The sequence below is a fragment of the Enterobacter sp. CCUG 70166 genome, from assembly GCF_020224095.1.
Classification (GTDB): Bacteria; Pseudomonadota; Gammaproteobacteria; order Enterobacterales; family Enterobacteriaceae; genus Enterobacter; species Enterobacter intestinihominis.
This window is the reverse complement of sequence record NZ_NRIQ01000036.1, coordinates 91,015-105,559: the sequence shown is the minus strand read 5'-3', so window position 1 is coordinate 105,559 and position 14,545 is coordinate 91,015. Positions and strand designations below refer to the sequence as shown.

The window sequence follows — 14,545 nt, the reverse complement described above, 5'->3', positions numbered from 1 at the left end:
TCCACTCCTGTCAGTTGTTGTCGAAGCGGAAAACATCTTCACAGGCTTGTCTGAGCGCCGTGTCGGACGCAATGTTGCAGGCGCGCGTCCAGCCCGTCATACCGTTACCGTCGCTCCAGATCGGTGTCATGAGCACTTCAAGTCCGTTAAGGCTTTCCTGCCCTGTTAACGATACGACCCCCTTCGCCACGCTCATCGCTGAAACGTAACGCGTGGTAGTCGGGGAGGGGATGCCATTGGTTCCTGCGTCGCAGCGATCCACACCACCACGATCCAGGGCGCAAAGCTCAATAGCGGTGCGGTAGGGAATGAACGTTTGCAGCATATCGGTGAGCGCTGCTTTTCGCAGGTAGTTCTGATAGGCCGGGATGCCAATCGCGCTCAGGATGGCAATAATGCCAATGACCACCATTAGCTCAATCAGGGTAAATCCTTGTTGTCTGTTCATATCTGCTCCTTACGTTAAGTGGCGCTACTGTGGCAGTACCGGCGCGCAGAAACGAGGGGCAAAAGCGCGAACGTGAAAGGGCTTTCAGGGAAATGATTCAGTGTTGCAGAGAAGGACAGCGTAATTGCGAGCGGTTTCGTATTTCCCCTCTCCGGGCGGAGAGGGGAAGATCAGTTATTTGAAGCGCATCGAGAGGTCCAGGGCACGTACGTGCTTGGTCAGGGCTCCCACGGAGATATAATCGACGCCGGTTTCAGCAAATTCGCGGAGGGTGTCGAACGTCACGTTGCCGGACACCTCAAGCTGCGCCTGGCCGTTTGTGCGTTTGACCGCTTCACGCATCTGCTCCGTGTCGAAGTTATCGAGCATGATGATGTCAGCCCCCGCTTTAATGGCCTCGTCCAGCTCATCCAGCGTTTCCACTTCCACTTCGACCGGCACATCCGGATGCAGCCAGAAGGCTTTTTCCACGGCCTGACGTACCGAGCCAGAGGCAATAATGTGGTTCTCTTTGATCAGGAAGGCATCGGATAGCCCCAGACGATGGTTGGCGCCACCGCCGCAGAGCACGGCGTATTTCAGCGCGGTGCGCAGGCCCGGCAGGGTTTTACGGGTATCCAGCAGCTGCGTGCGGGTGCCTGCCAGCAGGTCAACGTAGCGGCGTACTTCACTGGCAACGCCAGAGAGCGTTTGCACAAAATTGAGCGCGGTGCGTTCACCGGTCAGCAAGACGCGGGACGGGCCGTCCAGCTCGAACAGTGGCTGATTTGCCGTGACCGCATCACCGTCCTCAACGTGCCATGTTACCTGCACCTCGTCGCCCGCCAGCTGGGTAAAGACCTCCTCAACCCAGCGTTTGCCGCAGAAAACCCCCGCTTCGCGGGTGATGACTACCGCGTGCGACCGTGTCTCTTTTGGCAACAATTGGGCGGTAATATCGTTATCGGCGCTGACGTCACCGCCGAGGTCTTCTCTCAGGGCATGGGCAACGCTTGCCGGGATATCACTATTAATACGTTCCAGAAGCGCGTCACGTCGGTGGTCGGGGTTATAGCGGCGAGGCGGCATGATAAAACTCCAAATTGGTAACGAATCATAATATTGAAACATGCTACTCTGAACCGAGTAACAGCACCATAGATAAGGAGTTCCAGCATGTTGTTAGAAAACGGATGGCTGGTGGACGCGCGACATGTACCGTCGCCGCACCACGATTGCCGCCCGGAGGATGAAAAGCCCACACTGCTGGTGGTTCACAACATAAGTCTCCCGCCAGGTGAGTTTGGCGGTCCGTGGATCGACGCGTTATTCACGGGAACGATAGATCCCGATGCTCATCCTTACTTTGCTGAGATTGCGCATTTGCGCGTATCGGCGCACTGCCTGATCCGCCGTGATGGCGAAGTGGTTCAGTATGTTCCTTTTGATAAGCGAGCCTGGCATGCCGGCGTGTCGATGTATCAGGGGCGCGAGCGGTGCAATGATTTCTCCATTGGAATTGAACTGGAAGGAACGGACACCACGCCTTACACCGATGCGCAATATCAGAAACTGGTTGCTGTGACGCAAACTTTAGTGGGGCTTTATCCCGCCATTGCAGACAACATTACGGGGCACAGCGACATCGCCCCCGAAAGGAAAACCGACCCCGGCCCGGCGTTTGACTGGTCCCGGTTTCACGCCATGCTTACCACGTCGTCAGATAAGGAGATAACATGACGTTGTTTACCATGCTGCTGGTTATGATCGCCGAACGCCTGTTTAAGCTCGGCGAGCACTGGCATCTGGATCATCGGCTGGAAGTGTTATTCCGCCGGATCAGGCATTTTTCCATGCTACGCACGCTGCTTATGACGGCAGGTGTGATGGTGATTACGTTCCTGTTGCTACGCTCACTTTACGGCCTCTTTTTCAACGTGCCGCTGCTGGTGGTATGGATACTGCTGGGCGTGTTGTGTATTGGCGCGGGCAAGGTGCGTTTGCACTATCACGCGTATCTGAAAGCTGCTTCCCGGGATGATGTCCACGCGCGCGGCGCGATGGCGAGCGAGCTGACGATGATCCACGGCGTACCGCCGGACTGCGATGAACGCGAATTTCTGCGCGAGCTACAAAACGCGCTGCTGTGGATTAACTTCCGTTACTACCTGGCGCCGCTGTTCTGGTTTGTGGTGGGCGGTCCATGGGGACCAGTACTGCTGATGGGCTATGCTTTTCTGCGCGCCTGGCAGACCTGGCTTGCCCGCTACCTTACGCCGCATGAACGTCTCCAGTCCGGCATTGATGCCATTCTGCACGTGCTCGACTGGCTTCCGGTGCGACTGGTCGGCGTGGTCTATGCCCTCATCGGTCACGGTGAAAAGGCGTTGCCAGCGTGGTTTGCCTCCCTTGCAGACCGCCATACCGCGCAGTATCATGTCTTAACCCGACTGGCTCAATTCTCGCTGGCTCGCGAGCCGCACACGAATAAAGTCGAAACGCCTAAAGCTGCCGTCTCGATGGCGAAAAAAACGTCGTTTGTGGTGGTGGTGATTGTGGCGTTGCTGACGATTTACGGCACGCTGGTCTGACCCAGCGCGCCGAAGCCGTTACAGCGTATCCGCAGGCGGGATGCCGAAATCAGGCATCCCGTTGTCGTCCCAGCGGACGAGCTTCAGGCGAGTGTGGCGATTCGGATCGTAAAGCGGATCGCCTTCAATTTCAGTGTAGTTTCGCGCGTGGTAGACCAGCACATCGTCGCCTTCCGGCGTCTGCGTAAAGCTGTTATGGCCTGGTCCATACTGACGGTTTTCGTAGCTGGTGACGAACACCGGGCGCGGGGATTTATGCCAGTTAGCCGGGTTTTGCGGATCGGCATCTACGTCTATCCACAGTAATCCCATGCAGTAATTCTCGTCGGTGGCGCTGGCGGAATAGCTGATAAATAGCTTATCGCCATGGAACAGCACCGCCGGGCCTTCGTTGACCCAGAATCCGCGGCACTCCCAGTCATATTCCGGTTTACTGAGCATTACCGGCTCGCCTTTCAGCGTCCACGGATTTTCCATTTCACACAGGTAAAGATTGGAGTTACCGGAAATGTCCGGGGCTTTTTGCGCCCACAGATACCAGCGTTTGCCCTGATGCACAAAGGTAGTGGCATCCAGCGCGAAGGTGTCAAACGGGGTTTTGATTTGCCCTTTTTCCACCCATGTACCGGTGAGCGGATCGCGATCTGCGCATTCAATGGCGAACATGCGATGCTGGAACATCCCGAGTTCGTCGAGCGCCTGGGTATGTGTGGCGGCAAAGTAGATGTACCACTTGCCGTCGATATGATGCAGTTCCGGTGCCCAGATCAGCTGGCTCATCGGGCCGGTGTCGGGCTTGCGCCAGACAACTACCTCTTCGGCATTGCCTAAATCTTCCAGCGAGTCCGCGCGGCGGATCGCCAGCCGGTCATACTCCGGCACGGAGGCGATAAAGTAATATTGTCCTTCGTGACGCAGGATATACGGGTCGGCGCGTTGTTCAATAAACGGGTTTGGCCAGGTTTGCATTCGGCTTTCCTTATTTAGTCTCAGCGGCTTTAAATTCCTGATAGTCGCTCAGTTCACGATAGTTGGTGCGACGCTTCTCCAGATCGGACTGGATTTGCTTCATGGTCTCACGGTCCACTTTCAGCAGACGTACAACGCCCGCGGTAATTAAATATCCAATGCCAGGAATGACGGTAAAGAGCAGCACAATGCCGTTGATGGCATCCGCGCTCTGCGCTTTTGCGCCCGCGTCATAACCGTACCAGGAGAGCAGGAAGCCAACCATCGCCCCGGCAATCGCCAGACCCAGCTTCAGGAAGAAGATGTTGCCGGAGAAGCTTATCCCGGTGATACGTTTCCCGGTTTTCCATTCACCGTAGTCGTCCACGTCGGCCATCAGTGACCAGTGCAGAGGGGATGGGATCTGGTGCAGGATATTCAGCAGGACGTAAAGCGCAACAATGGTTGTCGTCGCTTTCGGGTCGAAGAAGTAGAAGGCGCAGGAGAAAATCGCCAGCGCGATGTTGGTCCAGAAGAAGACCTTCAGCTTGCACCAGCGGTCGGTCAGCACTTTCGCCAGCATACTGCCGAACATCATGCCGACAACGCCCAGGCTGATAAACAGCGTGGCGAAATGGGTGCTTTGCCCCATTACCCAGGTGACGTAATACATGGTGGCCGCCATGCGGATAAAGCCCGGGCAGACGTTGCAGAGCGTCAGAAGCAGAATGCGCACCCACTGGTCATTCTTCCACACATCCTTCAGGTCGTTTTTCAGTTCGTCGTGGGTTTGTACAGCCGGGCGAACGCGCTCGCGCACCGTGGCGAAGCAGAACAGGAACATGCAGGTACCTATCAGCGCCAGCACGGTCATCGCCATCTGGTAGCCTTTGGCTTTGTTATCCCCACCGAACCAGTCAGCCATTGGCAGGAGCGTAAGCGACAGCAGCAGCGTGGCGATACCGACCATAACAAAACGATAGGACTGGCAGGCTACGCGCTCTTTTGGGTCGTTGGTGATCACGCCACCGAGCGAGCAGTACGGAATGTTGATGGCGGTATAGGTCAGCGACAGCAGGAAGTAGGTGACAAATGCATAGATAACTTTGCTGTTATAGCTCCACTCTGGGGTGGTGAACATCAGGATGCTGAACAGCGCATAGGGGAAGGCAATCCACAGTAGCCATGGACGAAATCGGCCATATTTGCTGCGGGTACGGTCGGCAATCGCGCCCATGATTGGGTCCGTTACGGCGTCAATCACGCGAACGGACAGCAGCAGTACCCCAACCAGCGCAGGCGCCAGACCAAAAATATCCGTATAAAAATAGTTAACAAATAACATGATGGCGCCAAAGATAATGTTGCATCCGGCGTCACCCATGCCATAGCCGATCTTTTCTTTTACTGACAGTTTGTTGTTATCCATCGACAGATCTCCGGGTTTCGGTATGGAGAGAATTATTCGCTGGCAAACGGATATATGCGTTGCAATATAAGGGCGGTGATATGGAGGATTTTGCTGTTGGCGTGAATTTGTGAGGAAGGTAACAAGACGCTGTACCCGCAACCGCGGGTACAGCGAGAAAACACTTAGTGCGCTTTCACCGTTTTGGCATTTTTCTGTTTCACCATATAGCCCACGCCGAGGATCGCAATCCACACCGGGATGAGGTAGACGGAAATCGCCATGCCTGGCGTGATGAGCATGATGACCAGCACGGCCGCCATGAACAGCAGGCAAACCCAGTTCCCCAGCGGATAGAGCAGGGCAGGGAAGCGCGTGGTTACGCCCTGCTGCTGCTTGGCGCGGCGGAACTTGATGTGCGCGAGGCTAATCATCGCCCAGTTGATCACCAGCGCGGAAACCACCAACGCCATCAGCAGGCCGAAGGCCGATTCCGGTGCCAGGTAGTTAATCAGAACGCAAAGCGCCGTCACGACCGCCGACACGATAATGGTGTTAACCGGTACGCCACGTTTATCAACGGTAAGCAGCGCTTTCGGTGCGTTGCCCTGTTGCGCCAGGCCGAACAGCATACGGCTGTTGCAGTAAACGCAGCTGTTATAAACAGAGAGCGCGGCGGTCAGCACTACGACGTTAAGCGCGTTCGCCACGAAGGTGTCGCCCAGCTCGTGGAAGATCAGCACAAACGGGCTGGTATCCGCCGTGACGCGTGTCCATGGCAGCAGGGAGAGCAGGACCGCCAGGGAGCCCACGTAGAAGATCAGAATACGGTAGATAACCTGATTTGTGGCTTTCGGGATGCTCTGCTCCGGGTTGTCGGCTTCCGCGGCGGTGATGCCCACCAGCTCCAGACCGCCGAAGGAGAACATAATGATCGCCATCATCATTACCAGGCCGGTCATGCCGTGCGGCAGGAACCCGCCCTGTTCCCAGAGGTTGCGTACGGTTGCCTGCGGGCCACCGTTGCCGCTGAAGAGCAGCCAGCCGCCAAATATGATCATCGCTACAACGGCAATTACTTTGATAATGGCGAACCAGAACTCCATTTCCCCAAACACTTTCACGTTGGTCAGGTTAATGGCGTTGATCAGCACGAAGAAGACTGCCGCAGACGCCCAGGTGGGGATCTCCGGGTACCAGAATTGAATGTATTTACCGACGGCGGTGAGTTCCGCCATAGCAACCAGCACGTAAAGAACCCAGTAGTTCCATCCAGAGGCGAAACCCGCAAAGCTGCCCCAGTATTTGTAGGCAAAGTGGCTAAAAGAGCCTGCAACCGGCTCCTCAACGACCATTTCCCCTAACTGGCGCATAATCAAAAACGCAATGAAACCTGCAATCGCGTAACCCAGAATGATGCCCGGACCGGCCGACTGGATAACGGACGCACTGCCCAGAAACAGGCCAGTACCAATAGCACCGCCCAGGGCGATGAGCTGAATATGGCGGTTTTTAAGACCGCGCTTTAGCTGATCGCCATGCTGTTGAGCTTCCATTTGAAACCTCGTGTGTGGTTGTTATGTTCACGCTGTGCGTGTGTAATTATGAAAGTCCATATTCTGTATTTATTTCTTTACGGTTAACGATACCGAAAAAAGCGGAGATGGCTTCCGTTAGCGCCAGAATAGTGGTAAGTGCCAGCGAATGCACCTGCTTTATGAAGGGCTGATGACGACTTGAATAAAAAGAAACCAATTGTAAATCGGTACGTTAACCCCTCATACCCCAACCTATAGAATAGAAATGCGTCATAAGTGGGCGAATTTTCATATTTTGCCTTGTTGAATCGCTTCAGATTGCAAAATCCCTCGTTTAAATATGGTTAAAACTGCCCCTTTGGGAGTAACCATTTCATTTGTGCAAAGTTACATTCCTGAAACGTTAGTTCTGTAAGGTTGTTAAAATGTGCCGGGTTTCCTGATTTCAATCAAAACCAATATGGACAGAAGGTGAATACTTTGTTACTTTAGCGATACGAACATGAAATTGGTAAGACCAATTGACTCCGGGCAAAAAGGCGTAAGACAGGGAATATGGCCTACAGCAAAATTCGCCAACCAAAACTTTCCGATGTGATTGAGCAGCAGCTGGAGTTTTTGATTCTCGAAGGGACACTGCGCCCGGGCGAGAAACTCCCGCCAGAACGCGAGCTGGCAAAACAGTTCGACGTTTCACGCCCCTCTCTGCGTGAGGCGATTCAACGTCTCGAAGCAAAGGGCCTGTTGCTCCGTCGTCAGGGTGGCGGAACCTTTGTGCAAAACAGCCTGTGGCAGAGCTTCAGCGACCCGCTGGTAGAACTTCTCTCTGACCACCCAGAATCCCAGTTTGATCTGCTTGAGACCCGTCACGCGCTGGAAGGTATCGCGGCCTATTACGCCGCCCTTCGCAGCACTGATGAAGACCGCGTACGTATTCGCGAGCTGCATCAGGCCATTGAACGGGCACAGCAGTCCGGCGACTTAGACGCCGAATCCAGCGCCGTTGTCCAGTATCAAATTGCCGTCACCGAAGCAGCGCACAACGTGGTGCTCCTCCATCTGCTACGCTGCATGGAGCCCATGCTGGCCCAGAACGTTCGTCAGAATTTTGAATTGTTGTATGCCCGTCGGGAGATGCTCCCGCTGGTAAGCAACCATCGCACCCGAGTATTCGAGGCGATAATGGCCGGGGAACCGGAGCAGGCGCGTGAAGCGTCGCACCGCCATCTGGCTTTCATTGAGGAAATCTTGCTGGACCGCAGCCGTGAACAATCGCGTCGCGAGCGTTCATTGCGCCGCATACAGCAACGAAAGGATTAAGCGCCAGGTACTTTTAGAGCGCGGCAACTAAACGCAGAACCTGTCTTATTGTGCTCTTAACCGAGAGCACAATGGGACAGGTTCCAGACAAATCAACGTATTAGATAGATAAGGAATACCCCCATGTCAGAACGTCTCCAAAATGACGTGGATCCGATCGAAACTCGCGACTGGCTACAGGCGATCGAATCGGTCATCCGTGAAGAAGGTGTTGAGCGTGCTCAGTATCTGATTGATCAGCTGCTTTCAGAAGCGCGCAAAGGCGGCGTGAAAGTGGCTTCAGGTGCAGGGGCTAGCAACTACGTAAACACGATTGCCGTCGAAGACGAACCGGAATACCCGGGCAATCTGGATCTGGAACGCCGTATCCGTTCTGCTATCCGCTGGAACGCTATCATGACCGTTCTGCGCGCATCCAAGAAAGATCTGGAACTGGGTGGCCACATGGCGTCCTTCCAGTCCTCTGCGACCGTTTACGAAGTGTGCTTCAACCACTTCTTCCGTGCAGCCAACGAGAAAGACGGCGGCGATCTGGTGTACTTCCAGGGCCACATCTCTCCGGGCATCTATGCACGTGCCTTCCTGGAAGGTCGTCTGACTGAAGAGCAGATGAACAACTTCCGTCAGGAAGTTCACGGTAAGGGTCTGTCTTCTTATCCGCACCCTAAACTGATGCCTGAGTTCTGGCAGTTCCCGACCGTATCTATGGGTCTGGGCCCAATTGGTGCAATCTATCAGGCTAAATTCCTGAAGTACCTGGAACACCGTGGTCTGAAAGACACCTCTGAGCAGACCGTTTACGCCTTCCTGGGCGACGGTGAAATGGATGAGCCAGAATCTAAAGGCGCGATCACCATCGCGACCCGTGAGAAGCTGGACAACCTGTGCTTCATCATCAACTGTAACCTGCAACGTCTGGATGGTCCGGTAACCGGTAACGGCAAGATCATTAACGAACTGGAAGGCATCTTCGCGGGTGCAGGCTGGAACGTGATCAAAGTCATGTGGGGCGGTCGTTGGGATGAGCTGCTGCGTAAAGACACCAGCGGTAAACTGATCCAGCTGATGAACGAAACCGTTGACGGCGACTACCAGACCTTCAAATCCAAAGACGGTGCCTACGTTCGTGAGCACTTCTTCGGCAAATATCCTGAAACCGCAGCCCTGGTTGCAGACTGGACTGACGAGCAGATCTGGGCGCTGAACCGCGGTGGTCACGATCCGAAGAAAGTTTACGCTGCACTGAAAAAAGCGCAGGAAACCAAAGGTAAAGCGACTGTGATCCTGGCCCACACCATCAAAGGTTACGGCATGGGTGATACCGCAGAAGGTAAAAACATCGCTCACCAGGTTAAGAAAATGAACATGGACGGCGTGCGTTATATCCGCGACCGTTTCAACGTTCCAGTGACCGATGAGCAGGTAGAAAACCTGTCTTACATCACCTTCCCTGAAGGGTCTGAAGAGCACAAGTACCTGCACGAACGTCGTCAGGCGCTGAAAGGCTACCTGCCTGCTCGTCAGCCTAACTTCACCGAGAAGCTGGAACTGCCAGCCCTGGAAGACTTCTCTCAGCTGCTGGAAGAGCAGAACAAAGAGATCTCTACCACTATCGCTTTCGTTCGTGCCCTGAACGTGATGCTGAAGAACAAGTCAATCAAAGATCGTCTGGTTCCAATCATCGCCGACGAAGCGCGTACTTTCGGTATGGAAGGTCTGTTCCGTCAGATCGGTATCTACAGCCCGAACGGCCAGCAGTACACCCCGCAGGACCGTGAGCAGGTTGCATACTACAAAGAAGACGAGAAAGGTCAGATCCTGCAGGAAGGTATCAACGAGCTGGGCGCAGGCGCATCCTGGCTGGCTGCTGCGACCTCTTACAGCACCAACAACCTGCCGATGATCCCGTTCTACATCTACTACTCCATGTTCGGGTTCCAGCGTATCGGTGATCTGTGCTGGCAGGCAGGCGACCAGCAGGCTCGCGGCTTCCTGATCGGTGGTACTTCTGGTCGTACGACCCTGAACGGTGAAGGTCTGCAGCACGAAGATGGTCACAGCCACATTCAGTCTCTGACTATCCCTAACTGTATCTCTTACGACCCGTCTTACGCGTACGAAGTGGCAGTCATCATGCATGACGGTCTGCAGCGCATGTACGGTGAAGCGCAAGAGAACGTTTACTACTACATCACCACCCTGAACGAAAACTACCACATGCCGGCAATGCCAGCAGGTGCCGAGGAAGGTATCCGTAAAGGTATCTACAAACTCGAAACCATCGAAGGTAGCAAAGGTAAAGTTCAGCTGCTGGGCTCCGGTTCTATCCTGCGTCACGTTCGTGAAGCAGCGCAGATCCTGGCGAAAGACTACGGTGTGGGTTCCGATGTGTACTCTGTGACCTCCTTCACTGAACTGGCGCGTGATGGCCAGGATTGTGAGCGCTGGAACATGCTGCACCCAATGGAAACCCCACGCGTTCCGTACATCGCTCAGGTGATGAACGACGCGCCAGCGGTGGCGTCTACTGACTATATGAAACTGTTCGCTGAGCAGGTTCGTACTTACGTTCCAGCTGATGATTATCGCGTACTGGGTACTGACGGCTTCGGTCGTTCTGACAGCCGCGAAAACCTGCGTCACCACTTCGAAGTTGATGCTTCCTACGTGGTAGTAGCAGCACTGGGCGAACTGGCTAAACGTGGCGAAATCGATAAGAAAGTGGTTGCGGACGCAATCACCAAATTCAACATCGATGCAGATAAAGTTAACCCGCGTCTGGCGTAAGAGGTAAAAGAATAATGGCTATCGAAATCAATGTACCGGACATCGGGGCTGATGAAGTTGAAATCACCGAGATCCTGGTCAAAGTAGGCGACAAAGTTGAAGCTGAACAGTCGCTGATCACCGTAGAAGGCGACAAAGCCTCTATGGAAGTCCCGTCTCCTCAGGCTGGCATCGTTAAAGAGATCAAAGTCTCTGTTGGCGATAAAACCGAGACTGGCAAACTGATCATGATTTTCGATTCCGCCGACGGTGCAGCAGCTGCTGCACCTGCGCAGGAAGAGAAGAAAGAAGCCGCTCCTGCTGCTGCTCCAGCAGCGGCCGCGGCAGCGAAAGAAGTAAATGTGCCTGACATCGGCGGTGACGAAGTTGAAGTTACCGAAATCCTGGTGAAAGTGGGCGACACCGTTGCGGCTGAGCAGTCACTGATCACCGTAGAAGGCGACAAAGCCTCTATGGAAGTGCCAGCACCGTTCGCCGGTACCGTTAAAGAGATCAAGATCAACACCGGCGACAAAGTGTCTACCGGCTCGCTGATCATGGTCTTTGAAGTGGCGGGTGCAGCACCTGCCGCTGCGCCTGCTCAGGCTGCTGCTCCGGCTCCGGCCGCTGCACCAGCGGCTGCTGGCGGCGCGAAAGACGTTAACGTACCGGATATCGGCGGTGACGAAGTTGAAGTGACCGAAGTGATGGTGAAAGTGGGCGACAAAGTTGCCGCTGAACAGTCACTGATCACCGTTGAAGGCGACAAAGCTTCTATGGAAGTGCCTGCGCCGTTCGCCGGTACCGTTAAAGAGATCAAAATCAGCACCGGCGACAAAGTGTCTACCGGCTCTCTGATCATGGTCTTCGAAGTGGAAGGCGCAGCGCCTGCCGCCGCTCCGGCTGCCGCGGCTGCTCCGGCACCTGCTGCTGCACCGGCTCAGGCTGCTAAACCTGCTGCTGCCCCTGCTGCTAAAGCAGAAAAATCTGAGTTCGCTGAAAACGACGCTTACGTCCACGCGACTCCGCTGATTCGTCGCCTGGCGCGCGAATTCGGTGTGAACCTGGCGAAAGTGAAGGGCACCGGCCGTAAAGGTCGTATCCTGCGCGAAGACGTTCAGGCTTACGTGAAAGACGCGGTGAAACGCGCCGAAGCTGCACCTGCGGCAGCCGCTGGCGGCGGTATCCCGGGCATGCTGCCATGGCCGAAAGTGGACTTCAGTAAGTTCGGTGAAATCGAAGAAGTGGAGCTGGGCCGTATCCAGAAAATCTCTGGTGCTAACCTGAGCCGTAACTGGGTGATGATCCCGCACGTTACGCACTTCGATAAGACCGATATCACCGATCTGGAAGCGTTCCGTAAACAGCAGAACGCCGAAGCTGAGAAGCGTAAGCTGGACGTGAAGTTCACCCCAGTGGTCTTTATCATGAAGGCCGTTGCCGCTGCTCTTGAGCAGATGCCACGCTTCAACAGCTCCCTGTCCGAAGACGGCCAGAAGCTGACGCTGAAGAAATACATCAACATCGGTGTTGCGGTTGATACGCCAAATGGTCTGGTGGTTCCGGTCTTCAAAGACGTGAACAAGAAGAGCATTACCGAGCTGTCCCGTGAACTGACCACCATCTCCAAAAAAGCGCGTGATGGTAAGCTGACTGCCGGCGAAATGCAGGGCGGCTGCTTCACTATCTCCAGCATCGGCGGCCTGGGTACCACCCACTTCGCGCCGATTGTAAACGCGCCGGAAGTGGCTATCCTCGGTGTGTCCAAGTCCGCGATGGAGCCGGTGTGGAATGGCAAAGAGTTCGTGCCGCGTCTGATGATGCCAATCTCTCTGTCCTTCGACCACCGCGTAATCGACGGGGCTGATGGTGCGCGTTTCATCACCATCATCAACAACACCCTGAGCGACATTCGCCGCCTGGTGATGTAATCGAAAAGCCGGCCAGTCGGCCGGCTTTTTTCTGATAATCTCATGGGGTTTTTGAGGTTATTGGTGAAAGCGATAATTCGTGAGCCGTTTGTTGTTTCAAAATTGTTAACAATTTTGTAAAATACGGGCGGATAGAACGACCCGGTGGACGACGGGTATACATTAAGAGGTCATGATGAGCACAGAAATCAAAACTCAGGTCGTAGTACTTGGGGCAGGCCCGGCAGGTTACTCCGCAGCATTTCGCGCCGCGGATTTAGGTCTGGAAACCGTCATCGTAGAACGTTACAGCACCCTCGGCGGTGTTTGTCTGAACGTCGGCTGTATCCCTTCTAAAGCGCTGCTGCACGTAGCGAAAGTTATCGAAGAAGCCAAAGCGCTGGCTGAACACGGTATCGTCTTCGGCGAGCCGAAAACCGATATCGACAAAATTCGTACCTGGAAAGAGAAAGTTATCACTCAGCTGACCGGCGGTCTGGCGGGTATGGCCAAAGGCCGTAAAGTGAAAGTGGTAAACGGTCTGGGTAAATTCACCGGTGCGAACACCCTGGAAGTGGAAGGCGAAAACGGCAAAACCGTTATCAACTTCGACAACGCGATCATCGCGGCAGGCTCTCGCCCAATCGAACTGCCATTCATTCCACATGAAGATCCACGCGTGTGGGATTCCACCGATGCGCTGGAGCTGAAAACCGTTCCTAAGCGTCTGCTGGTTATGGGCGGCGGTATCATCGGTCTGGAAATGGGTACTGTGTACCATGCGCTGGGTTCAGAGATCGACGTGGTTGAAATGTTCGACCAGGTAATCCCGGCAGCCGACAAAGATATCGTTAAAGTCTTCACCAAACGCATCAGCAAGAAATTCAACCTGATGCTGGAAACCAAAGTGACTGCCGTTGAAGCGAAAGAAGACGGTATTTACGTTTCCATGGAAGGCAAAAAAGCCCCATCCGAACCACAGCGTTACGACGCCGTGCTGGTGGCTATTGGCCGTGTGCCGAACGGTAAAAACCTCGACGCGGGCAAAGCTGGCGTGGAAGTGGACGACCGTGGCTTCATCCGCGTTGACAAACAGCTGCGTACCAACGTGCCGCACATCTTTGCTATTGGCGATATCGTCGGTCAGCCTATGCTGGCGCACAAAGGTGTTCACGAAGGTCATGTTGCCGCTGAAGTTATCGCTGGCATGAAGCACTACTTCGATCCGAAAGTGATCCCATCTATCGCGTATACCGAGCCAGAAGTTGCATGGGTTGGTCTGACTGAGAAAGAAGCGAAAGAGAAAGGCATCAGCTACGAAACTGCCACCTTCCCATGGGCTGCTTCTGGCCGTGCTATCGCGTCCGACTGCGCAGACGGTATGACCAAACTGATCTTCGACAAAGAGACTCACCGCGTCATCGGTGGTGCGATTGTCGGTACCAACGGCGGCGAGCTGCTGGGTGAAATCGGTCTGGCTATCGAAATGGGCTGCGACGCAGAAGACATCGCGCTGACCATCCACGCACACCCGACTCTGCATGAGTCCGTGGGCCTGGCGGCAGAAGTGTTTGAAGGTAGCATTACTGACCTGCCAAACGCGAAAGCGAAGAAGAAATAAGTTTCTTCAGATGAAA

General features: G+C 54.6%; 11 protein-coding genes. 6 read left to right on the top strand and 5 right to left on the bottom strand.

Translation table 11 applies throughout. The features are described from left to right. Positions 1 to 10: 10 nt before the first annotated feature. Both ppdD and nadC read right to left on the bottom strand, forming a co-directional pair. On the bottom strand, positions 11 to 448 hold the full coding sequence (ppdD, locus tag CKK19_RS16005) for a prepilin peptidase-dependent pilin (protein ID WP_023299332.1): 438 nt from the start codon (positions 446 to 448) through the stop codon (positions 11 to 13). 174 nt (positions 449 to 622) lie between these two features. Then, positions 623 to 1,516 carry a carboxylating nicotinate-nucleotide diphosphorylase gene (nadC, locus tag CKK19_RS16000; RefSeq protein ID WP_022647058.1) on the bottom strand — a complete coding sequence of 298 codons (894 nt, stop codon included), beginning with the start codon at positions 1,514 to 1,516 and terminating at the stop codon, positions 623 to 625. 87 nt (positions 1,517 to 1,603) lie between these two features. On the opposite strand from nadC, the gene ampD reads away from it, so the two are divergent. Both ampD and ampE read left to right on the top strand, forming a co-directional pair. Next, positions 1,604 to 2,167: a 1,6-anhydro-N-acetylmuramyl-L-alanine amidase AmpD gene (ampD, locus tag CKK19_RS15995; protein ID WP_022647059.1), complete on the top strand. Its 564-nt coding sequence runs from the start codon at positions 1,604 to 1,606 to the stop codon at positions 2,165 to 2,167. Then, the gene (ampE, locus tag CKK19_RS15990) at positions 2,164 to 3,018 is read left to right on the top strand and encodes a beta-lactamase regulator AmpE (protein WP_063853345.1); all 855 of its coding nucleotides are present in this window, start codon (positions 2,164 to 2,166) and stop codon (positions 3,016 to 3,018) included. The genes ampD and ampE overlap by 4 nt, the downstream gene beginning before the upstream one ends. A gap of 18 nt (positions 3,019 to 3,036) precedes the next feature. Here the strand turns inward: ampE and CKK19_RS15985 are convergent, their stop codons facing one another. The 3 genes from CKK19_RS15985 to aroP all read right to left on the bottom strand — a co-directional run bounded on the left by CKK19_RS15985 (position 3,037) and on the right by aroP (position 6,930). Beyond that, a complete protein-coding gene (locus tag CKK19_RS15985) occupies positions 3,037 to 3,987 on the bottom strand; it encodes a family 43 glycosylhydrolase (RefSeq protein ID WP_063148365.1) in 951 nt (316 codons plus the stop codon). A gap of 10 nt (positions 3,988 to 3,997) precedes the next feature. Further along, positions 3,998 to 5,395: a glycoside-pentoside-hexuronide (GPH):cation symporter gene (locus tag CKK19_RS15980; RefSeq protein WP_063853346.1), complete on the bottom strand. Its 1,398-nt coding sequence runs from the start codon at positions 5,393 to 5,395 to the stop codon at positions 3,998 to 4,000. Between the two features lie 164 nt (positions 5,396 to 5,559). Continuing rightward, positions 5,560 to 6,930, bottom strand: a complete 1,371-nt coding sequence (gene aroP / locus CKK19_RS15975; RefSeq protein ID WP_023299335.1) for an aromatic amino acid transporter AroP — start codon at positions 6,928 to 6,930, stop codon at positions 5,560 to 5,562. Between the two features lie 537 nt (positions 6,931 to 7,467). Between aroP and pdhR the strand changes: the two genes are divergently transcribed. The 4 genes from pdhR (at position 7,468) to lpdA (ending at position 14,529) form a co-directional block, all read left to right on the top strand. Continuing rightward, the gene (gene pdhR / locus CKK19_RS15970; RefSeq protein WP_006173806.1) at positions 7,468 to 8,232 is read left to right on the top strand and encodes a pyruvate dehydrogenase complex transcriptional repressor PdhR; all 765 of its coding nucleotides are present in this window, start codon (positions 7,468 to 7,470) and stop codon (positions 8,230 to 8,232) included. 123 nt (positions 8,233 to 8,355) lie between these two features. Continuing rightward, the gene (gene aceE, locus CKK19_RS15965; RefSeq protein WP_022647064.1) at positions 8,356 to 11,019 is read left to right on the top strand and encodes a pyruvate dehydrogenase (acetyl-transferring), homodimeric type; all 2,664 of its coding nucleotides are present in this window, start codon (positions 8,356 to 8,358) and stop codon (positions 11,017 to 11,019) included. Between the two features lie 14 nt (positions 11,020 to 11,033). Continuing rightward, positions 11,034 to 12,929, top strand: coding sequence for a pyruvate dehydrogenase complex dihydrolipoyllysine-residue acetyltransferase (gene aceF, locus CKK19_RS15960; RefSeq protein WP_022647065.1), 1,896 nt, complete (start codon positions 11,034 to 11,036; stop codon positions 12,927 to 12,929). A 175-nt stretch (positions 12,930 to 13,104) separates the two neighbouring features. Then, the gene (gene lpdA, locus CKK19_RS15955) at positions 13,105 to 14,529 is read left to right on the top strand and encodes a dihydrolipoyl dehydrogenase (RefSeq protein WP_003856313.1); all 1,425 of its coding nucleotides are present in this window, start codon (positions 13,105 to 13,107) and stop codon (positions 14,527 to 14,529) included. The last annotated feature ends 16 nt before the right edge of the window (positions 14,530 to 14,545 follow it).

Excerpts from the sequence above, each read along its gene's own strand:
- aroP (WP_023299335.1), bottom strand. The coding sequence starts at position 6,930 with ATGGAAGCTCAACAGCATGGCGATCAGCTAAAGCGCGGTCTTAAAAAC.
- CKK19_RS15985 (WP_063148365.1), bottom strand. The coding sequence starts at position 3,987 with ATGCAAACCTGGCCAAACCCGTTTATTGAACAACGCGCCGACCCGTAT.
- CKK19_RS15980 (WP_063853346.1), bottom strand. The coding sequence starts at position 5,395 with ATGGATAACAACAAACTGTCAGTAAAAGAAAAGATCGGCTATGGCATG.
- aceE (WP_022647064.1), top strand. The coding sequence starts at position 8,356 with ATGTCAGAACGTCTCCAAAATGACGTGGATCCGATCGAAACTCGCGAC.
- aceF (WP_022647065.1), top strand. The coding sequence starts at position 11,034 with ATGGCTATCGAAATCAATGTACCGGACATCGGGGCTGATGAAGTTGAA.
- nadC (WP_022647058.1), bottom strand. The coding sequence starts at position 1,516 with ATGCCGCCTCGCCGCTATAACCCCGACCACCGACGTGACGCGCTTCTG.
- ampD (WP_022647059.1), top strand. The coding sequence starts at position 1,604 with ATGTTGTTAGAAAACGGATGGCTGGTGGACGCGCGACATGTACCGTCG.
- ampE (WP_063853345.1), top strand. The coding sequence starts at position 2,164 with ATGACGTTGTTTACCATGCTGCTGGTTATGATCGCCGAACGCCTGTTT.
- lpdA (WP_003856313.1), top strand. The coding sequence starts at position 13,105 with ATGAGCACAGAAATCAAAACTCAGGTCGTAGTACTTGGGGCAGGCCCG.
- ppdD (WP_023299332.1), bottom strand. The coding sequence starts at position 448 with ATGAACAGACAACAAGGATTTACCCTGATTGAGCTAATGGTGGTCATT.
- pdhR (WP_006173806.1), top strand. The coding sequence starts at position 7,468 with ATGGCCTACAGCAAAATTCGCCAACCAAAACTTTCCGATGTGATTGAG.